This window comes from Pseudomonas sp. NFX224 (assembly GCF_048565165.1).
Classification (GTDB): domain Bacteria; phylum Pseudomonadota; class Gammaproteobacteria; order Pseudomonadales; family Pseudomonadaceae; genus Aquipseudomonas.
This window is the reverse complement of the sequence record NZ_CP183416.1, coordinates 4,477,830-4,491,426: the sequence shown is the minus strand read 5'-3', so window position 1 is coordinate 4,491,426 and position 13,597 is coordinate 4,477,830. Positions and strand designations below refer to the sequence as shown.

General features: G+C 57.7%; 14 protein-coding genes and 1 rRNA gene. 4 read left to right on the top strand and 11 right to left on the bottom strand.

The annotated features are described in order from the left end of the window. Positions 1-61: 61 nt before the first annotated feature. The 6 genes from flgE to ACNYC6_RS20510 all read right to left on the bottom strand — a co-directional run bounded on the left by flgE (position 62) and on the right by ACNYC6_RS20510 (position 5,157). Positions 62-1,366 (bottom strand): flagellar hook protein FlgE, encoded by a 1,305-nt coding sequence (flgE, locus tag ACNYC6_RS20535; RefSeq protein WP_419708902.1) that lies wholly within the window; start codon positions 1,364-1,366, stop codon positions 62-64. A gap of 31 nt (positions 1,367-1,397) precedes the next feature. Further along, positions 1,398-2,120 (bottom strand): flagellar hook assembly protein FlgD, encoded by a 723-nt coding sequence (gene flgD, locus ACNYC6_RS20530; protein ID WP_419708901.1) that lies wholly within the window; start codon positions 2,118-2,120, stop codon positions 1,398-1,400. A gap of 15 nt (positions 2,121-2,135) precedes the next feature. Beyond that, a complete protein-coding gene (gene flgC / locus ACNYC6_RS20525; RefSeq protein ID WP_007937507.1) occupies positions 2,136-2,579 on the bottom strand; it encodes a flagellar basal body rod protein FlgC in 444 nt (147 codons plus the stop codon). A 3-nt stretch (positions 2,580-2,582) separates the two neighbouring features. Further along, on the bottom strand, positions 2,583-2,990 hold the full coding sequence (flgB, locus tag ACNYC6_RS20520) for a flagellar basal body rod protein FlgB (RefSeq protein ID WP_056853151.1): 408 nt from the start codon (positions 2,988-2,990) through the stop codon (positions 2,583-2,585). 360 nt (positions 2,991-3,350) lie between these two features. Continuing rightward, positions 3,351-4,178: a protein-glutamate O-methyltransferase CheR gene (gene cheR, locus ACNYC6_RS20515; protein ID WP_095195801.1), complete on the bottom strand. Its 828-nt coding sequence runs from the start codon at positions 4,176-4,178 to the stop codon at positions 3,351-3,353. A 46-nt stretch (positions 4,179-4,224) separates the two neighbouring features. Continuing rightward, entirely contained in the window at positions 4,225-5,157 is a 933-nt protein-coding gene (locus ACNYC6_RS20510) for a chemotaxis protein CheV (RefSeq protein ID WP_419708900.1), read from the bottom strand. 83 nt (positions 5,158-5,240) lie between these two features. On the opposite strand from ACNYC6_RS20510, the gene flgA reads away from it, so the two are divergent. From flgA to ACNYC6_RS20490, 4 genes are all read left to right on the top strand, one after another. Then, positions 5,241-6,002 (top strand): flagellar basal body P-ring formation chaperone FlgA, encoded by a 762-nt coding sequence (gene flgA / locus ACNYC6_RS20505; protein WP_419708899.1) that lies wholly within the window; start codon positions 5,241-5,243, stop codon positions 6,000-6,002. Positions 6,003-6,161: 159 nt separating this feature from the next. Further along, positions 6,162-6,488 carry a flagellar biosynthesis anti-sigma factor FlgM gene (gene flgM, locus ACNYC6_RS20500; protein WP_419708898.1) on the top strand — a complete coding sequence of 109 codons (327 nt, stop codon included), beginning with the start codon at positions 6,162-6,164 and terminating at the stop codon, positions 6,486-6,488. A 49-nt stretch (positions 6,489-6,537) separates the two neighbouring features. Next, entirely contained in the window at positions 6,538-7,005 is a 468-nt protein-coding gene (locus tag ACNYC6_RS20495) for a flagella synthesis protein FlgN (protein ID WP_419708897.1), read from the top strand. A 92-nt stretch (positions 7,006-7,097) separates the two neighbouring features. Next, a complete protein-coding gene (locus ACNYC6_RS20490) occupies positions 7,098-7,844 on the top strand; it encodes a flagellar brake protein (protein ID WP_419708896.1) in 747 nt (248 codons plus the stop codon). A gap of 66 nt (positions 7,845-7,910) precedes the next feature. Here ACNYC6_RS20490 and ACNYC6_RS20485 read toward each other — a convergent pair whose 3' ends face one another. From ACNYC6_RS20485 to rrf, 5 genes are all read right to left on the bottom strand, one after another. After that, the gene (locus ACNYC6_RS20485; RefSeq protein ID WP_338582513.1) at positions 7,911-9,275 is read right to left on the bottom strand and encodes an MFS transporter; all 1,365 of its coding nucleotides are present in this window, start codon (positions 9,273-9,275) and stop codon (positions 7,911-7,913) included. Positions 9,276-9,344: 69 nt separating this feature from the next. Next, complete coding sequence (locus tag ACNYC6_RS20480) at positions 9,345-10,586, bottom strand: glutamine synthetase family protein (RefSeq protein WP_419712992.1); 1,242 nt, start codon at positions 10,584-10,586, stop codon at positions 9,345-9,347. Positions 10,587-10,798: 212 nt separating this feature from the next. Next, positions 10,799-11,491, bottom strand: coding sequence for a sensor histidine kinase (locus tag ACNYC6_RS20475; protein WP_419708895.1), 693 nt, complete (start codon positions 11,489-11,491; stop codon positions 10,799-10,801). Next, positions 11,488-13,092 carry a response regulator gene (locus tag ACNYC6_RS20470; protein WP_419708894.1) on the bottom strand — a complete coding sequence of 535 codons (1,605 nt, stop codon included), beginning with the start codon at positions 13,090-13,092 and terminating at the stop codon, positions 11,488-11,490. The genes ACNYC6_RS20475 and ACNYC6_RS20470 overlap by 4 nt, the downstream gene beginning before the upstream one ends. A 333-nt stretch (positions 13,093-13,425) precedes the next feature. Then, positions 13,426-13,541 (bottom strand): 5S ribosomal RNA (gene rrf, locus ACNYC6_RS20465). Between the last annotated feature and the right edge of the window lie 56 nt (positions 13,542-13,597).

Sequence of the window (13,597 nt, the reverse complement as noted above, 5' to 3'; positions counted from 1 at the left end):
CAGCCACAAAAAAGCCCCTCTTCCGAGGGGCTCCTTGTACTGCGATTTCAACCAACCAGCATCAAGTCATCTGAATGATGGTCTGCATGATGGTGCTCTGGGTGGAGATGGTCTTGGCGTTCGCCTGGTAGTTGCTCTGCGCCTTGATCAGGTCAACCAGTTCGTTGGTCAGGTTTACGTTGGACTCTTCCAGCGAGTTGGACTGGATCGAACCCAGGCTACCGGTTTCCGGCGCATCGTAGCCCGGGATACCCGAGGCGTAGGTTTCTTTCCAGCTGGTGCCGCCCACAGGCTGCAGACCTTGTTCATTGGTGAAGCTGGCCAGCGAGATCTGACCGATCGGCTTGGTCTGGTTGTTGCTGAAGTTGGCCAGCAACACACCGCTGCCGTCGATGGTCAGGTTGGTGATCTGGCCGGTGGCGTACCCGTTCTGGGTAGGAATCGAACGGGCGGTATCAGCGTTGAACTGCGTGGTGTTGGCCATGGAGATGGTCACACCTGCCGGGTCTGCAGCGGCGCCGTTGGCCTTCCATACGCCATCAGTCACATCACCTGGAACCCAGCCGGTCACCTTCAGGTCAGGGCTGACGACACCACCCGTGGTCACGGAAACCAGCTTGCCCGACGTGTCGAAGGCCATGGTCGAAGCGACTGGCGGCGAGGCGGCAAGCGCAGGGTCACTGCCATCCGGGTTGCGACCATCGATCAGGGTGTAGGTCTTCCAGGTGTTCGCACCGGTCTTGACCATGAACTGGTCCATGGTGTGCTGGTTGCCCTGAGTGTCGAAAATCGGCGTACTGAATTGCTTGGTGAAAGTTTCCGACTTCGTAGGATCGAACGTGAGTACGGTGTCATCGATCACATCGGCAGTGGAGTTGAGGTTGATCGTCGACGACACCAGGTTGGTGGCTTTGGGCGACAGGTTCGAGGTATCGATGCGCAGGTCGGTCAATACGCCGTTCTGGATCTTGCCATTGGCATCCACACCGTAACCTTGCAGGCGCGCAGTGCCGTCGGAGTTGGTGACGTAACCTTCCTTGTCGACCTTGAACGTACCGGCACGGGTATAGGACAGCGAGCCGCTGTTGTTGAGCACGAAGAAGCCCGAGCCATTGATGCCCATGTCCAGCACGTTGCCGGTGTTATTGATGTCGCCCTGGGTGAACTGCTGGGAAACGCTGGCCAGGCGCACGCCGTTACCTACGGTCTTGCTGCCGCTACCCAGCTTGGTGGCCGAGTAAACGTCTTCGAATTCAGTGCGGGATGATTTGAAACCGGTGGTCGCGACGTTGGCGATGTTGTTGCCGGTCACGTCCAGTTGTTTGTTGGCGGCATAGAGACCGCTAAGGCCGATATTGAAAGACATAATCCACTCCTTTGTGCCGTGTTAGTCGGCTCTACATACCAATGGTTTGTACTTGGGACAGGGCAACGCTGCCCAGCCCGGCCAGATTGAGCATCAACTCACCGCCGGTCTGGCTGATGGTCACGCTGTTGACGGTGGCCGGCAGGTTGGTGATCAGCGCCACGGCCTGGTCATCGATACTGGTCGTCGCCCCGAACGTGTAAGTTCCGGCAGGCACAGTCTCTCCCGCATCGTTCTTGCCGTCCCAAATGAAGCTCGTGTTGCCGGCATTCTGAGAGCCCAGATCGATGGTCCGTACGGTTTTGCCTTCGGAGTCGGTGATCTTCAGCGTGGCAGCGGACACCGATGCCGGGATGACCACCGTGCCGCTGAGGCTCTTGGTGGTATCGACCACGGCCTTGTCGCCCGGGGCGATGACCGAGCGGCCGACCAGCGAAGACGCCTGCAGGGCCTGGGACGAGTTGTAGTTGCTGGCCAGGCCGGAAACAGTGTCGTTGAGCGTGGTAATGCCTTCCAGGCTGCTGAACTGTGCCAACTGGGCCACGAACTCGCCGTTGTCCTGGGGCTCCAGCGGATTCTGGTTTTTCAGCTGGGTCACCAGCAATTGCAGAAACGCATCCTTACCCAGGGCTTTATTGCCCGTGGCGCTGCCGGCAGCCGCAGCCAGGCCGTCGGTCGTGGTGCTGGTCTTGACCGAGGAGTTGGCCAGGATGTCGTTGAGGCTCAAACTGCTGGTGGTATCAGTAACACTCATTTGAGTCGCCCCTTATCACTGACCGAGGGTCAGGACTTTCTGCATCATGGTTTTGGCGGTGTTCATCATTTCGGCGTTGGTCTGGAACGAACGGCTCGCGGAAATCATGTCGGCCATTTCTTCCACCACGTTGACGTTCGGGTAGTAGACGTAACCCTTGGCATCGGCCGCCGGATGGTTCGGCTCGTAGCGCGCCTCAAGGTTGCTCTGGTCTTCGACCACGCCCAGCACCTGCACGCCTTGGCCGGCGGCATCCTGGTTCTGGAACAGCGAATCGCTGCCGCCGCTCTGGCCGCCCTGGAACATGGTGGCGAATACCGGATGACGCGCGCGGTAGGTCTGGTCGATGCTCGACGAGACCGTCTCGGCGTTGGCGATGTTCGAAGCGACGGTGTTCAAGCGAGTGGTCTGCGCACTCATGCCGCTACCGGCAATGTTGAAAACACTGGATAGAGACATGACTTACTCTCCGCGCAGGGCTGACACCAGCCCTTTGAATTTGCTGTTGAGCAGGGTGAAGCTGGCCTGGAAGTTGACGGAGTTTTCCGCGTAGTTCGACTGTTCCAGTTGGGCGTCCACGGTGTTCTGGTCGATCGAAGGTTGCATCGGCGTGCGGTACATCAGCGACTCGTCGCCATTGCCCAAGCCTTCGGCTTCGATGTGACGGCTGTTGGTCATGTTCAAGGCGAACGTGCCGTTCTTGGCTTTATCGTTCTGCGCCTCGAGCACTTTCGAGAACTCCAGATCCCGCGCCTTGTAGTTCGGGGTGTCGGCGTTGGCGATGTTGTTGGCCAGGACTTCGGCACGCTGGGCGCGGAAGCCCAGAGCCTTTTCGTGAATGCCGAGCGCTTTATCGAAGCTGATGCTCATGTCGGGAAACCTTCGGGTGACCTGATTTTTCGTACGATGAACATAGCAAGCGTCATGCCAATTCAAAAAAGCCCGTAAACCGGGGCTTTGCGGGCAGTGGCAATGCGGCAATGCCAGAAAAGCGGCAACCGGTTTCCGCTGGATGCCGCTTTTCTGCCGCCGCCACTCTCTTTTCAGAACTCCGCCGGCCACTGCAGGAGCGAGCCTGCTCGCGATTGCGGTGCATCAGGTAAAGTTGAAATAGACTGTCAGGACGCCATCGCGAGCAGGCTCGCACACAGGGGTGGTGTCGGAGAGAAAATCGGCGGGCATAAAAAACGGGAGCCACAAAGGACTCCCGCTTTCGAGACACCGACAAAATCACTTCGCCTGGTAAATGATCCCTGGGCTGCACTGGACCATCTGGTAATGATCCGGTAATCCGTTCAGCGCTTCGGACGCACCGAGGAACAGATAACCACCCGGTTTCAAAGTGCTGTGAATGCGCAGCAGGATGTCCTTCTTCACTTCCGCGGAGAAGTAGATCAGCACGTTGCGGCAGAACACGATGTCGAACTTGCCGAGACTCGCGTAGCTGTCCAGCAGGTTAAAGGAGCGGAACTCCACACGGCTCTTGATCGGCGCCTTGATGGCCCAGCGTCCCGGCCCTTTTGGGTCGAAATAGCGCTGCAATCGCTCGGGCGACAAACCGCGACCGATGGCCAGGCTGTCGTACTCGCCGGTCTTGCAGTTGGTGAGCATGGTGCCGGACAAATCGGTGGCCACAATCTGCACGCCCATCTTCAATTGCCCAACGTTGGTCCGCTCGAACTCGTCGATGGACATCGACAGCGAGTACGGTTCCTGACCCGACGAACACGCCGCCGACCAGATCCGCAGACGTTGACCAGGACTGGCTTTGATCGCTTCAGGCAGTACCTTGTTCTTCAAGACCTCAAACGGATAAGTGTCACGAAACCACAGGGTTTCGTTGGTTGTCATCGCATCCACCACCATCTCGCGCAACCCGCTGCGCGGCTGGGTCTGGATGCGCTGGACCAGCTCACCCAGGGACTTGATGCCTTGCTGTTCCATCAGCTTGTTGAGACGGCTTGAGACCAGATACTGCTTGTTTTCACCGAGCAAAATGCCACAGGCTTTTTCCAGGAACACCCGGAACTGTTCGAAATCCAAATTACCCGTAGACAATGCTGCCGCCTCTTAAATCGTGTTGACTGCCAGGGGCCGAACGCCCCTAGCTGATGTCTGCTGCTTTGATCCGGTCGACTACCCGGGATGCCAGGTCATCAGGGCGGAATTTGGCCAGGAAGTCATCGGCACCGACTTTCTTGACCATCGCCTGATTGAACACACCGGACAACGAAGTATGCAGGATGATATGAAGCTTTTGCATGCGAGGGTCGTTGCGGATCTCGGCCGTCAGCGTGTACCCGTCCATCTCCGGCATCTCGATGTCGGAGATCATCATCAGGAACTCTTCTTCCGGCCTCTTGCCCTCGTCGACCAGTTTGCGCAGGTAATCCAGCGCTTGCCGCCCGTCGTTCAACGCCACCACTTCAACACCCACCGTCTGCAGGCAACGCGTGACCTGCTTGCGCGCCACCGACGAGTCGTCGACCGTCAGCACGCGCAACGAGAGCGCCTTGTGCTGGGTTTCGACATCCACCACGCCGGCCGAAATCGCTTCAGGCGTCGGTGCCACTTCCGCGAGCACCTTCTCGACGTCGATGATTTCAACCAACTGATTGTCGACCCGCGTCACCGCCGTCAGGTAGTGATCGCGACCGGTGCCCTTGGGTGGCGGATGAATCTCCTCCCAGTTCATGTTGACGATGCGTTCCACCGAGCGCACCAGGAAACCCTGGGTCTTGGTGTTGTACTCCGTGATGATCACGAAGGGATTGTTCTTGTCCTTCAAAGCACCGGAGCCGGTCGCCATTGCCAGATCAAGGATCGGAATGGTCGCCCCCCGGATATTCGCCACGCCGCACACGACAGGACTGGACTTGGGCATCAGCGTCAGTTGGGGGCATTGCAGCACCTCCCGAACCTTGAACACGTTGATCCCATACAACTGCTGCCCGTCGAGACGGAACAACAACAGCTCAAGGCGATTCTGCCCCACCAGTTGCGTGCGCTGGTTCACCGAATCCATTACACCAGCCATGCCCAGACTCCTACACCAACGCTAAGTGTTGTTGCGACGCACATTCATCTCTAAACGGCACGGCGCTTGCTTTTTATATTTCTATGAACACAGAACCGACATTTTTTCGACGCTTGACCACACCCTACCGCAAATGGCTTGGTGCGTTGGCCGCTGTGTGCCTGTTCAACGCTGGCAGCCCTGCCCTTGCTGACGCAGTTACCTTGCCTGACATGCTTATCGGCGTCACTCAGGGCTTTCTTGAATTCACCGTAGAAGACTATCTGGCCACCAGTCAAACGGAAGGTCGCTACGAAATCCAGGTCAACCAGCTCGATCCCCGCCTGCGCATGCCGATGTGCGACAAGGAATTGACAGCCACGCTGGAGAGTCCGGCCAAGCCGCTGGGCCGGGTCACGGTCAAGGTTCGCTGCGAAGGAACATCGCCCTGGACCGTCTTCGTACCCGCTCAAGTCCGCCTGTTTCGCGACGTCGTGACCACCACCCGACCGCTGCGGCGCACCGGCATTGTCGAGCCTGAAGATGTCACGTTGCGCGAGCGCGATATCAGCGTAATCACCCAGGGCTACCTGACTTCCCTGGACCAGGCGATCGGACAACGACTTACCCGACCAATGGTCGCCGATCAGGTGATTACCCTGGTGCACCTCGAACAAGCGGAAGTCATCCGCAAGGGCGATCAGGTAGTCATTACCGCCCGCAGTGGTACGCTCAGCGTGAAAATGCCCGGCGAAGCACTGGCAAACGGCGGCATGAGCGAACAGATCCGGGTGAAAAACCTCAACTCCCAACGGGTCATCAAGGCGCAAGTCACCGCGCCCGGCCAGGTGGAAGTGTCCATGTAAGCGTTCTCTGGAGAGTGGCGCCGAACGAGGGTGTTCCCTAAACTGTGTCCCATGCAGGACAAGCGTTGGCGCGCGCAAGCTCATTGATAAATGAGCCTAAAGTTTTTCCGGGTATGGCCGAAAACATGGCAAGCGTCCAAATTCCCAGAGGTTTCTATCATGGTCATCGATTTCAGCCGTTTGAACAGCTCCTCGTCACTTACGGGCAATACACGTACCAGCGCTGCCAAGGAAACCGCCGATGCCGGCAAATCCGCGCCGCTGAATACCCCGGCCGAACAGGCCAGCACCGTCACGAGCGGGGAATCGGTACATCTCAGCAATGAGGCTCAACAGTTGCAAAAGGTCACTGATACGCTGCGCGATCAGCCTGCCGTCGACAAAGCCCGCGTGGCCGAGCTGAAAGCAGCGATTGCCGATGGCAGCTATAAAGTCGACAGCAACCGTGTAGCCAGCAAACTCCTCAACTTCGAAGCCCAGCGCTAGGGCCACCGCCCGCGCCAGGCTTTTGGACGCTTAAAACCCAAGGCCAGCCATGCACGACACTAATCTACTGCAACTGATCACCGATGATTTTGCTCCAGCGCAACAACTGCTGGAGTTACTGCGTACTGAATCGATCGCCTTGCATGGTCGCGACATGTACCTGCTCGAAAACATTCTGGCGCAGAAGCAGGCATTGGTCATTTTGCTCGAACAGCATGGCCGCAAGCGCAGTGAAATCCTCGCCAGCCTCAACCTGCCCACCAACCGCAGCGGTCTGGAGCAACTGGCCAGCCAGTCCAGCGTTGGTGAAGCGTTGCTGGCGCAAAGCGATGTGCTGACCGACCTCCTGACCCAATGCCAGGCCGTCAATGCCAACAACGGTCAGTCGATCGTGGTACAGCAGGTCGCCACGGCCACCCAGCTGAAAATTATTACCGGCGGCGAGCCTCCAGCGCTCTATGATGCCAGCGGAACATTTTCCAAGCTTGTGAAACCGCGCCCACTCAGTCAGGCTTGAGCCCGCCGACGAGCCCACTCTATCAAGACGCGAAACTTGCTGGCAAAATGATGGCCAGCCGTAGTCAAAATTTGCCTGGAGATTGATTAACCGTGTCCAATGCCTTAAATGCGGATGATTCTCCGCAGCCACCCAAGGTGCTCAGCACGCCCCTGGAAATCTCCGGCAACCTTCGCCAGCTGCAAGAAAGCCATGACCCGCTGATCATCACGTTCCACGAGCGCAGTCAGCGCTTCCAGAGCTATCTGGTGGACATAGACCGTGACCGCAACTTGATCGCCCTCGACGAAATGATTCCCCGTGACGGCGAACGCTACCTGCTGGCCGGCGAACCGTTCAAGGTTGAAGGTTTCCATGAAGGCGTGCGTATTGCCTGGGAAAGCAATGGCCCGCTGACCATCGACGAATCCGGCGGTGCTCGTTGCTACCGTGGCACGCTGCCTGACGAGGTGGTCTACCACCAGCGCCGCAATGCATTCCGCGCAGCATTGAAACTGGCTCAACTGGTCAACGTCGACCTGGATGGCGAGAAGCTCAAGGCACCGATTAGCGGCAAACTGCTGGATATTTCCGCCACCGGTTGCAAGTTGCGCTTCGACGGCGATATCACCGCCAGCCTGCAACTGGGCCAGGTCTATGACCGCTTCTCAGCCGCCCTGCCCTTCGGCAAGATGACGGCTCCGGTCGAACTGCGCTACCTGCACTTCGAAGAAAGAATCTCCACCACCTTCGCCGGTGTACGCTTCCACAACATGAGCGGACTGGTGCAACGGCAGGTCGAGCGGTTCGTCTACCAGCTGCAACGCGAAGCGCGTCGTTTCGACAAAGACGATCTCTGATAGCAACGCTTCAATAAAAAACGGGCAGTCCCTTGCGGTGACTGCCCGTTTTTTTATGCCTGAGTGTTAAGGCCTGGCTTCGGTAAAGCTCTGTTCCCGGCCCGAATCCGGATCCTCTGGCGGCGTGTCGGTTGGCGGCTCCGGTTCCGGCGCTGGCTCGGGAGGAATCGGATTCTGCATCTGATCCTGCACCACTTGCTCATCCACACGCGGATCAAGTGCCGCCACCAATGGCGAACTCGACATGCTGTCCGGCATGGCAACGTGATGCAGAGGCGCATCGTCCACCTGATGCAGGTTGGTTACCGCTTTCGGACGAATTCGCCACACCAGCACCAGCGCAAAAAAACTGAAGAACGCATAGAGCATCTGGCTGCCGAACAACTTCATCAGCACGCCAGCCACCAACGGCCCAATGCTCGCGCCAACACCGTAGGTCACCAGCAGCATCGCTGTCAGCGAAACCCGTCGATCGCCTTCGACGTGGTCGTTGGAAAATGCGACCGCCAACGGGTACAGGCAGAACTGCACTAATGAGCAGAGGAACCCGGCGACGAACAACACTTCCAGCGGCACCTGCTTCATGATCGCCAGCGGCATGGCGGCCAGCGCCAGGCTGAACGCGAAACAGCGAATCAACAGCGCCCGGTCATAGCGATCGGACAACCAGCCCAATGGCCACTGCACCAACAGCCCGGCAAAAATACAGCTACCCATGAACAGACCGACCTGCTCCGTGGACAAGCCTTGCTGAGAGGCATACAGCGGCGCCAAACCGTAGAACGAGCCAACGATCAGCCCGGCTCCCAACACCGTACTCAACGATTGCGGCACTCGCTTGATAAAAAAGCGCGGCTCCATCGGCGCCGGATGCAGCGGCGCCGGGTGAATGCGTCGCGTCAGCGCCACCGGCACCAGACACAGGGTGAAGCACAGCGCTACCAGCATCAGCAGTTCAAGGCCCAGACTCGGATGCATGACGAGAATCAGTTGCCCCAATACCAAGCCCAGGTAGGAAGCGATCATGTAGCCGCTGAACACCAGTCCGCGCTGCTTGGCATCCGCCTGCTCGTTGAGCCAGCTCTCGATGACCATGTACTGGCACATCATGCCCAGGCCGACGATCACCCGCAGGAACAGCCACGCAGGCAGCCAATCGACCAAACCATGCCCCAGTACCGCCGCACCGACGATCCCGGCACAAGCGGAATACGCTCGAATATGCCCGACCCGCGCAATCAGCCGATGGCCGATCTTGCCGCCCAGCACCAGGCCGAAATAGTTGGCGGCCATCAACGCACCGACCCACAGGCTATCGACGTGATCGGCAGCCAGGCGCAACGCCAGGTAAGTACTCAACAGGCCTGAGCCGATCAACATCATCAGCGAGGCGAAATAAAGCGCTCGAAAGGATTTCCAGATTTGGCGCATCGGCGTTCCGAGCGGCTCCTTGCAGTGAGTAACGGGCTATGAAAACGATAGCCCGATGTCGACATTTCGTCAGGCCTGGGCTGCTAGAACACGCCGTTCCCAGGGAGTAATTTCATCATAGAAACTGGTCAACTCCAGGGTCTTCGAAGCGATGTAGCCTTCGATGAACTCTTGGCCAAACAGTTCCTTCGCCAATCGGCTACGTTTCAGACGCTCAAGAGCCGCATGCAAGGTACACGGCAATGAAAGATTGTCCGGCACTTCAAACTCACCCTGGATCGGCTCACTCGGCTCCAGTTTGTGCTCTATGCCATACAACCCGGCAGCCAGGCTAGCGGCAATGGCCAGATAAGGGTTGGCATCGGCCCCCGGCAAACGATTCTCGACCCGACGAGCGACCGGCGAACTGGCCGGAATGCGCAAGCCCGCCGCCCGGTTGTCATGGGACCAGCAGGCATTATTCGGTGACGCAAAGGGATGACATAAGCGCTGATACGAGTTCACGTTCGGCGCAAACAGCGCAGTGAAGTCCGCCATTGCAGCCTGCTGCCCGGCAATGAAATGCCGGAAGGTTGCAGTCTCCTGCCCGGTATCGTCACTGAACACGTTACGCCCGCTGCCGATCTCGACGATGCTCTGATGAATGTGCATTGAACTGCCCGGCGTATGCGCCAATGGCTTGGCCATGCACACCACCGTCAGGCCGTGCTTGAGCGCGACTTCCTTGAGCAGATGCTTGAACAGGAATGTCTGATCGGCGAGCAATAGCGGATCACCATGCAACAGATTGATCTCGAACTGGCTGACGCCCATTTCGTGCATGAAGGTATCGCGAGGCAAACCCAGCGCGACCATATACTCATAGACTTCACTGAAGAACGGCCGCAAGCCGTTGTTGGAACTGACGCTGAACGCCGAATGACCGTCTTCACGACGACCGTCCAGGCCAAGCGGCGGCTGGAATGGCTGAGTCGGGTCGGCATTGGGCGCGAAGACAAAAAACTCCAGCTCGGTCGCCACCACCGGCGACAGGCCAAGTGCCGCATAGCGCTTGATCACGGCCTTGAGCTGGCCTCGAGTCGACAGGTTGGAGCTCTCGCCCGTCAGCTCGTCAGCATCGCAAATGGCGAACGCTCGCGGTTGCTTGCTCCAGGGCAAGCGGTGGATCTGTACGGGATCCGGCACCAGTGCGAGGTCGCTGTCATCGCTTCCATAAAATCGCGCTGGCGGATATCCGCCCATGATGCATTGCAACAGCACACCCCGCGCCATCTGCAAACGTCGCCCCTCGAGGAAACCCTCGGCGGTCATAACTTTGCCCCGTGGCACGCCATTCAAATCCGGCGTGACACATTCAATCTCATCAATGCCCGTCAATCGCTGCGCGAGTGAACTCAGTCCATCGGTCGTCATGACGCAATCCTTGTTATTGTGCGAGCCGCGAACGGCGACCCGTACAAAATAGGCTCCGCGTGTTCGGAATATCAAGCAGCGTCAAGCAAAAAGCTTTACAAGAAAAAAGATCAGGGCAGATAGAGACTGAAGACCCCACCACCCAATGGACCGCCATTGCTGATCTCAGTGCGGCCGCCAACGCCATTGCGTTGATGCAATGCCGCAATCCGTCCGGCAAAGTACAGACCCAGGCCGGTACTGCCACTGCTGTGATTGATGCCTTGTACGTAGTCCGCCTGACGCTCGATCATCTCGGCGGGATAGCCTTCGCCATCGTCGTTGACGGTCAGCATCAGTTGCCCGGCTTCATCACTGACACTGATCAAAACCGCATGACGGGCATAACGAATCGCATTATTGATGCTGTTGGCCAACACCGAAGCGATCAACTCTCGATCGAAGAATCCTAGCGGGATCAAAGGGTCGACTTCAAAGGTCGCTGCAATGCCACGGCTGGCGAACACATCCTGGTGACAGGCCAGTTGCGCTTCGAGGAAGTCATCGAGCTCGTGATAGGCCGGTTGCAGTGGCATCTGATTGACGCCTAGCTTGTACAAGCCCAGCAACTGCACAAGCATGCCGTTGAGATGAGCGAACTCGAACTCGATCACCCCTTGTTCCGGTGCATGTCGTTCCGGTTTAGGCAGGTTCGCCAACCATTGGCTGTGGGCCTGCATCAGCATGGCCAACGAGTTCTTCATATCGTGCACGGTGGATGCAATCACCGTGGAAAAATCCAGGGCTTGCTGGTCATCGTTCATTCGGCAAACGCCTTGCTCTTGAGCTTCTGATAACGCGGATAACGTGCATCGGAATCCGGCATCAGACCGACCATTTTCAGGCAGGTCCGACATTCTTCGAGTTCGGCCGATGCCACATTGGTATCCGTGCCGTGCAGCAGTGCCTGGGCCATGTTCAACGCGATACTGATGTTCTTCGGTTGCAGCGCCAGGGCCTTGCGGAACACCTGCCGGGCTTCCACCAGATTGCCGGTCTTGTACACGCGCACGCCCTGACGATTGAGCTCGGCAGCATCGTTGCCCGAATTAAGAATGCTTGGGTCATCGGTCAATTTGGCAATGCCCTTCATGACCGTCGGATCATCGCCGTAGATTTCTGCGCAGTTCTTCAACATCGAGACGCCCGCGTCGGCCTGCCCGAGCATCTGCAATTGCTTCGCTACCAACAACGCCGCTTCGGCACTCATGAACTGCTCCATGCCATCGAGGCGCATCATCGCTTGCTCGGTAAGCTTTTCGGCGGTCTCCGCGTCGTTGAGCAACAGACTGGTGGCCTTCATCAACCGCGCACGGATTTGCAGACCGGGGTCGGATGGGTTCTCCTTTGCCACGGCACTCAGCGTTGTATTGATTTCCAGTCGGGTCCGGGTATCCAGGCCTTTTTCACTACCTTTGCTGATCAAGGCATGGGCCAGTCCAAGGTTACTTTCCGCATCCTTGAAACGTGATTGCGCACCTTGGGCAACAGCCTGGCGGTAGGCTTTGGAGGCGGTGTCGAAATCTTCGTTAGCCATCGCCAGCTTCCCGAGCTGCGCCTGGCGACGCACGGCCAGTGGCGACAGGCGAATCGCTTCTTCCAATACCTTCTGGGCGTTCCTGGTGTCCCCTTCGGACACCAATACATCCGCCATGCCGTCGTAGAGCGCCGGCATCATCGGGAATACTTTCAGCGCTTTCTCATAGATGCCTTTAGCCTGCGCAACCTGACCGCGCTTGAACAGCAACTTGCCGAGCCCGGCGAAGGCCCAAGGCAAGGGACGGTCAGCAATGATGCTGTCGTAGAGACGCTCCAGTGCTTCGTTCTGATTCAAGTCGCGCAGTGCATCGGCGCGGTAACGCAGGCACAGCGGCGAATAGCGAATGTCTTGTTTGCACAGTGCGATGCAGGCGTTGAGCACTTCAACCGGTTTTCCCCGGTCGAGGGCCTGCAGGATCGGCTTGAGCAAAGTCTTGCGCTGCTCCAGGCGCTCAAGGCGCTGGGCCAGGCCGGACCGGTTGAAGGGCTTGGTCAGATACGCGTCCGGCTCATGCTCCAATGCGCTGAGCACCATGGCCTGGCTGGTTTCAGCGGTGACCATGACGAACACACTTTCATGACTGATCAGCTTCTCGATCATCAGGTCTTCGAGTACCTGCTGACCGTTCTTCTTGCCATCGCCGAGGTGGAAATCCTGGAGGATGAAATCGTAGGATTTCTGCGAACACATCTTCAGCGCCTGTTCGCCAGTGTCGGCGGTATCCACATCCTTGACGCCCAGCTCTCGCAGCATCGACCTGACCGAACTGCGGAAGTCCGAAAAATCATCGACGATGAGAAAACTCTTTTGGTGATACGACAGCATCGAAGATTTCCAGGCAATTTAAGAGGAAGAACCGAATGGCATGAAAGTCAGCTTCATCACCCCTTTACGGGCGCGCAGATAATAGCTAGTAGCCATAGGCTATCAAGCGATTTCTCTAGAACTGCAATAACGAATGGAGACGGCGAGAAGTGAAGATCGCTATGACCCTATGGTTATCGGCCAGTGGTAGCGTTCTCTTGAAGCAACAGGCCTTTGCTCAGCGAAAAAACCTGGATGGTTGTTGGCGCAAAGACAGGGCCTTCCGCCATGCCACTTTTCTTTCGCCCAAAACAAAACCCCAACTGCTTTCGCAATTGGGGTTTCGGAATTTAATCTTGACGATGACCTACTCTCACATGGGGAAACCCCACACTACCATCGGCGATGCATCGTTTCACTTCTGAGTTCGGGATGGGATCAGGTGGTTCCAACGCTCTATGGTCGTCAAGAAATTCGGGTACTGACTCGTGACCAGATGGTCTCGCTTCAGCAAATTGGCTATGTG

Excerpts from the sequence above, each read along its gene's own strand:
- flgE (WP_419708902.1), bottom strand. The coding sequence starts at position 1,366 with ATGTCTTTCAATATCGGCCTTAGCGGTCTCTATGCCGCCAACAAACAA.
- flgD (WP_419708901.1), bottom strand. The coding sequence starts at position 2,120 with ATGAGTGTTACTGATACCACCAGCAGTTTGAGCCTCAACGACATCCTG.
- flgC (WP_007937507.1), bottom strand. The coding sequence starts at position 2,579 with ATGTCTCTATCCAGTGTTTTCAACATTGCCGGTAGCGGCATGAGTGCG.
- flgB (WP_056853151.1), bottom strand. The coding sequence starts at position 2,990 with ATGAGCATCAGCTTCGATAAAGCGCTCGGCATTCACGAAAAGGCTCTG.
- ACNYC6_RS20510 (WP_419708900.1), bottom strand. The coding sequence starts at position 5,157 with ATGGCTGGTGTAATGGATTCGGTGAACCAGCGCACGCAACTGGTGGGG.
- flgA (WP_419708899.1), top strand. The coding sequence starts at position 5,241 with ATGAACACAGAACCGACATTTTTTCGACGCTTGACCACACCCTACCGC.
- flgM (WP_419708898.1), top strand. The coding sequence starts at position 6,162 with ATGGTCATCGATTTCAGCCGTTTGAACAGCTCCTCGTCACTTACGGGC.
- ACNYC6_RS20495 (WP_419708897.1), top strand. The coding sequence starts at position 6,538 with ATGCACGACACTAATCTACTGCAACTGATCACCGATGATTTTGCTCCA.
- ACNYC6_RS20485 (WP_338582513.1), bottom strand. The coding sequence starts at position 9,275 with ATGCGCCAAATCTGGAAATCCTTTCGAGCGCTTTATTTCGCCTCGCTG.
- ACNYC6_RS20480 (WP_419712992.1), bottom strand. The coding sequence starts at position 10,586 with ATGACCGCCGAGGGTTTCCTCGAGGGGCGACGTTTGCAGATGGCGCGG.
- ACNYC6_RS20475 (WP_419708895.1), bottom strand. The coding sequence starts at position 11,491 with ATGAACGATGACCAGCAAGCCCTGGATTTTTCCACGGTGATTGCATCC.
- ACNYC6_RS20470 (WP_419708894.1), bottom strand. The coding sequence starts at position 13,092 with ATGCTGTCGTATCACCAAAAGAGTTTTCTCATCGTCGATGATTTTTCG.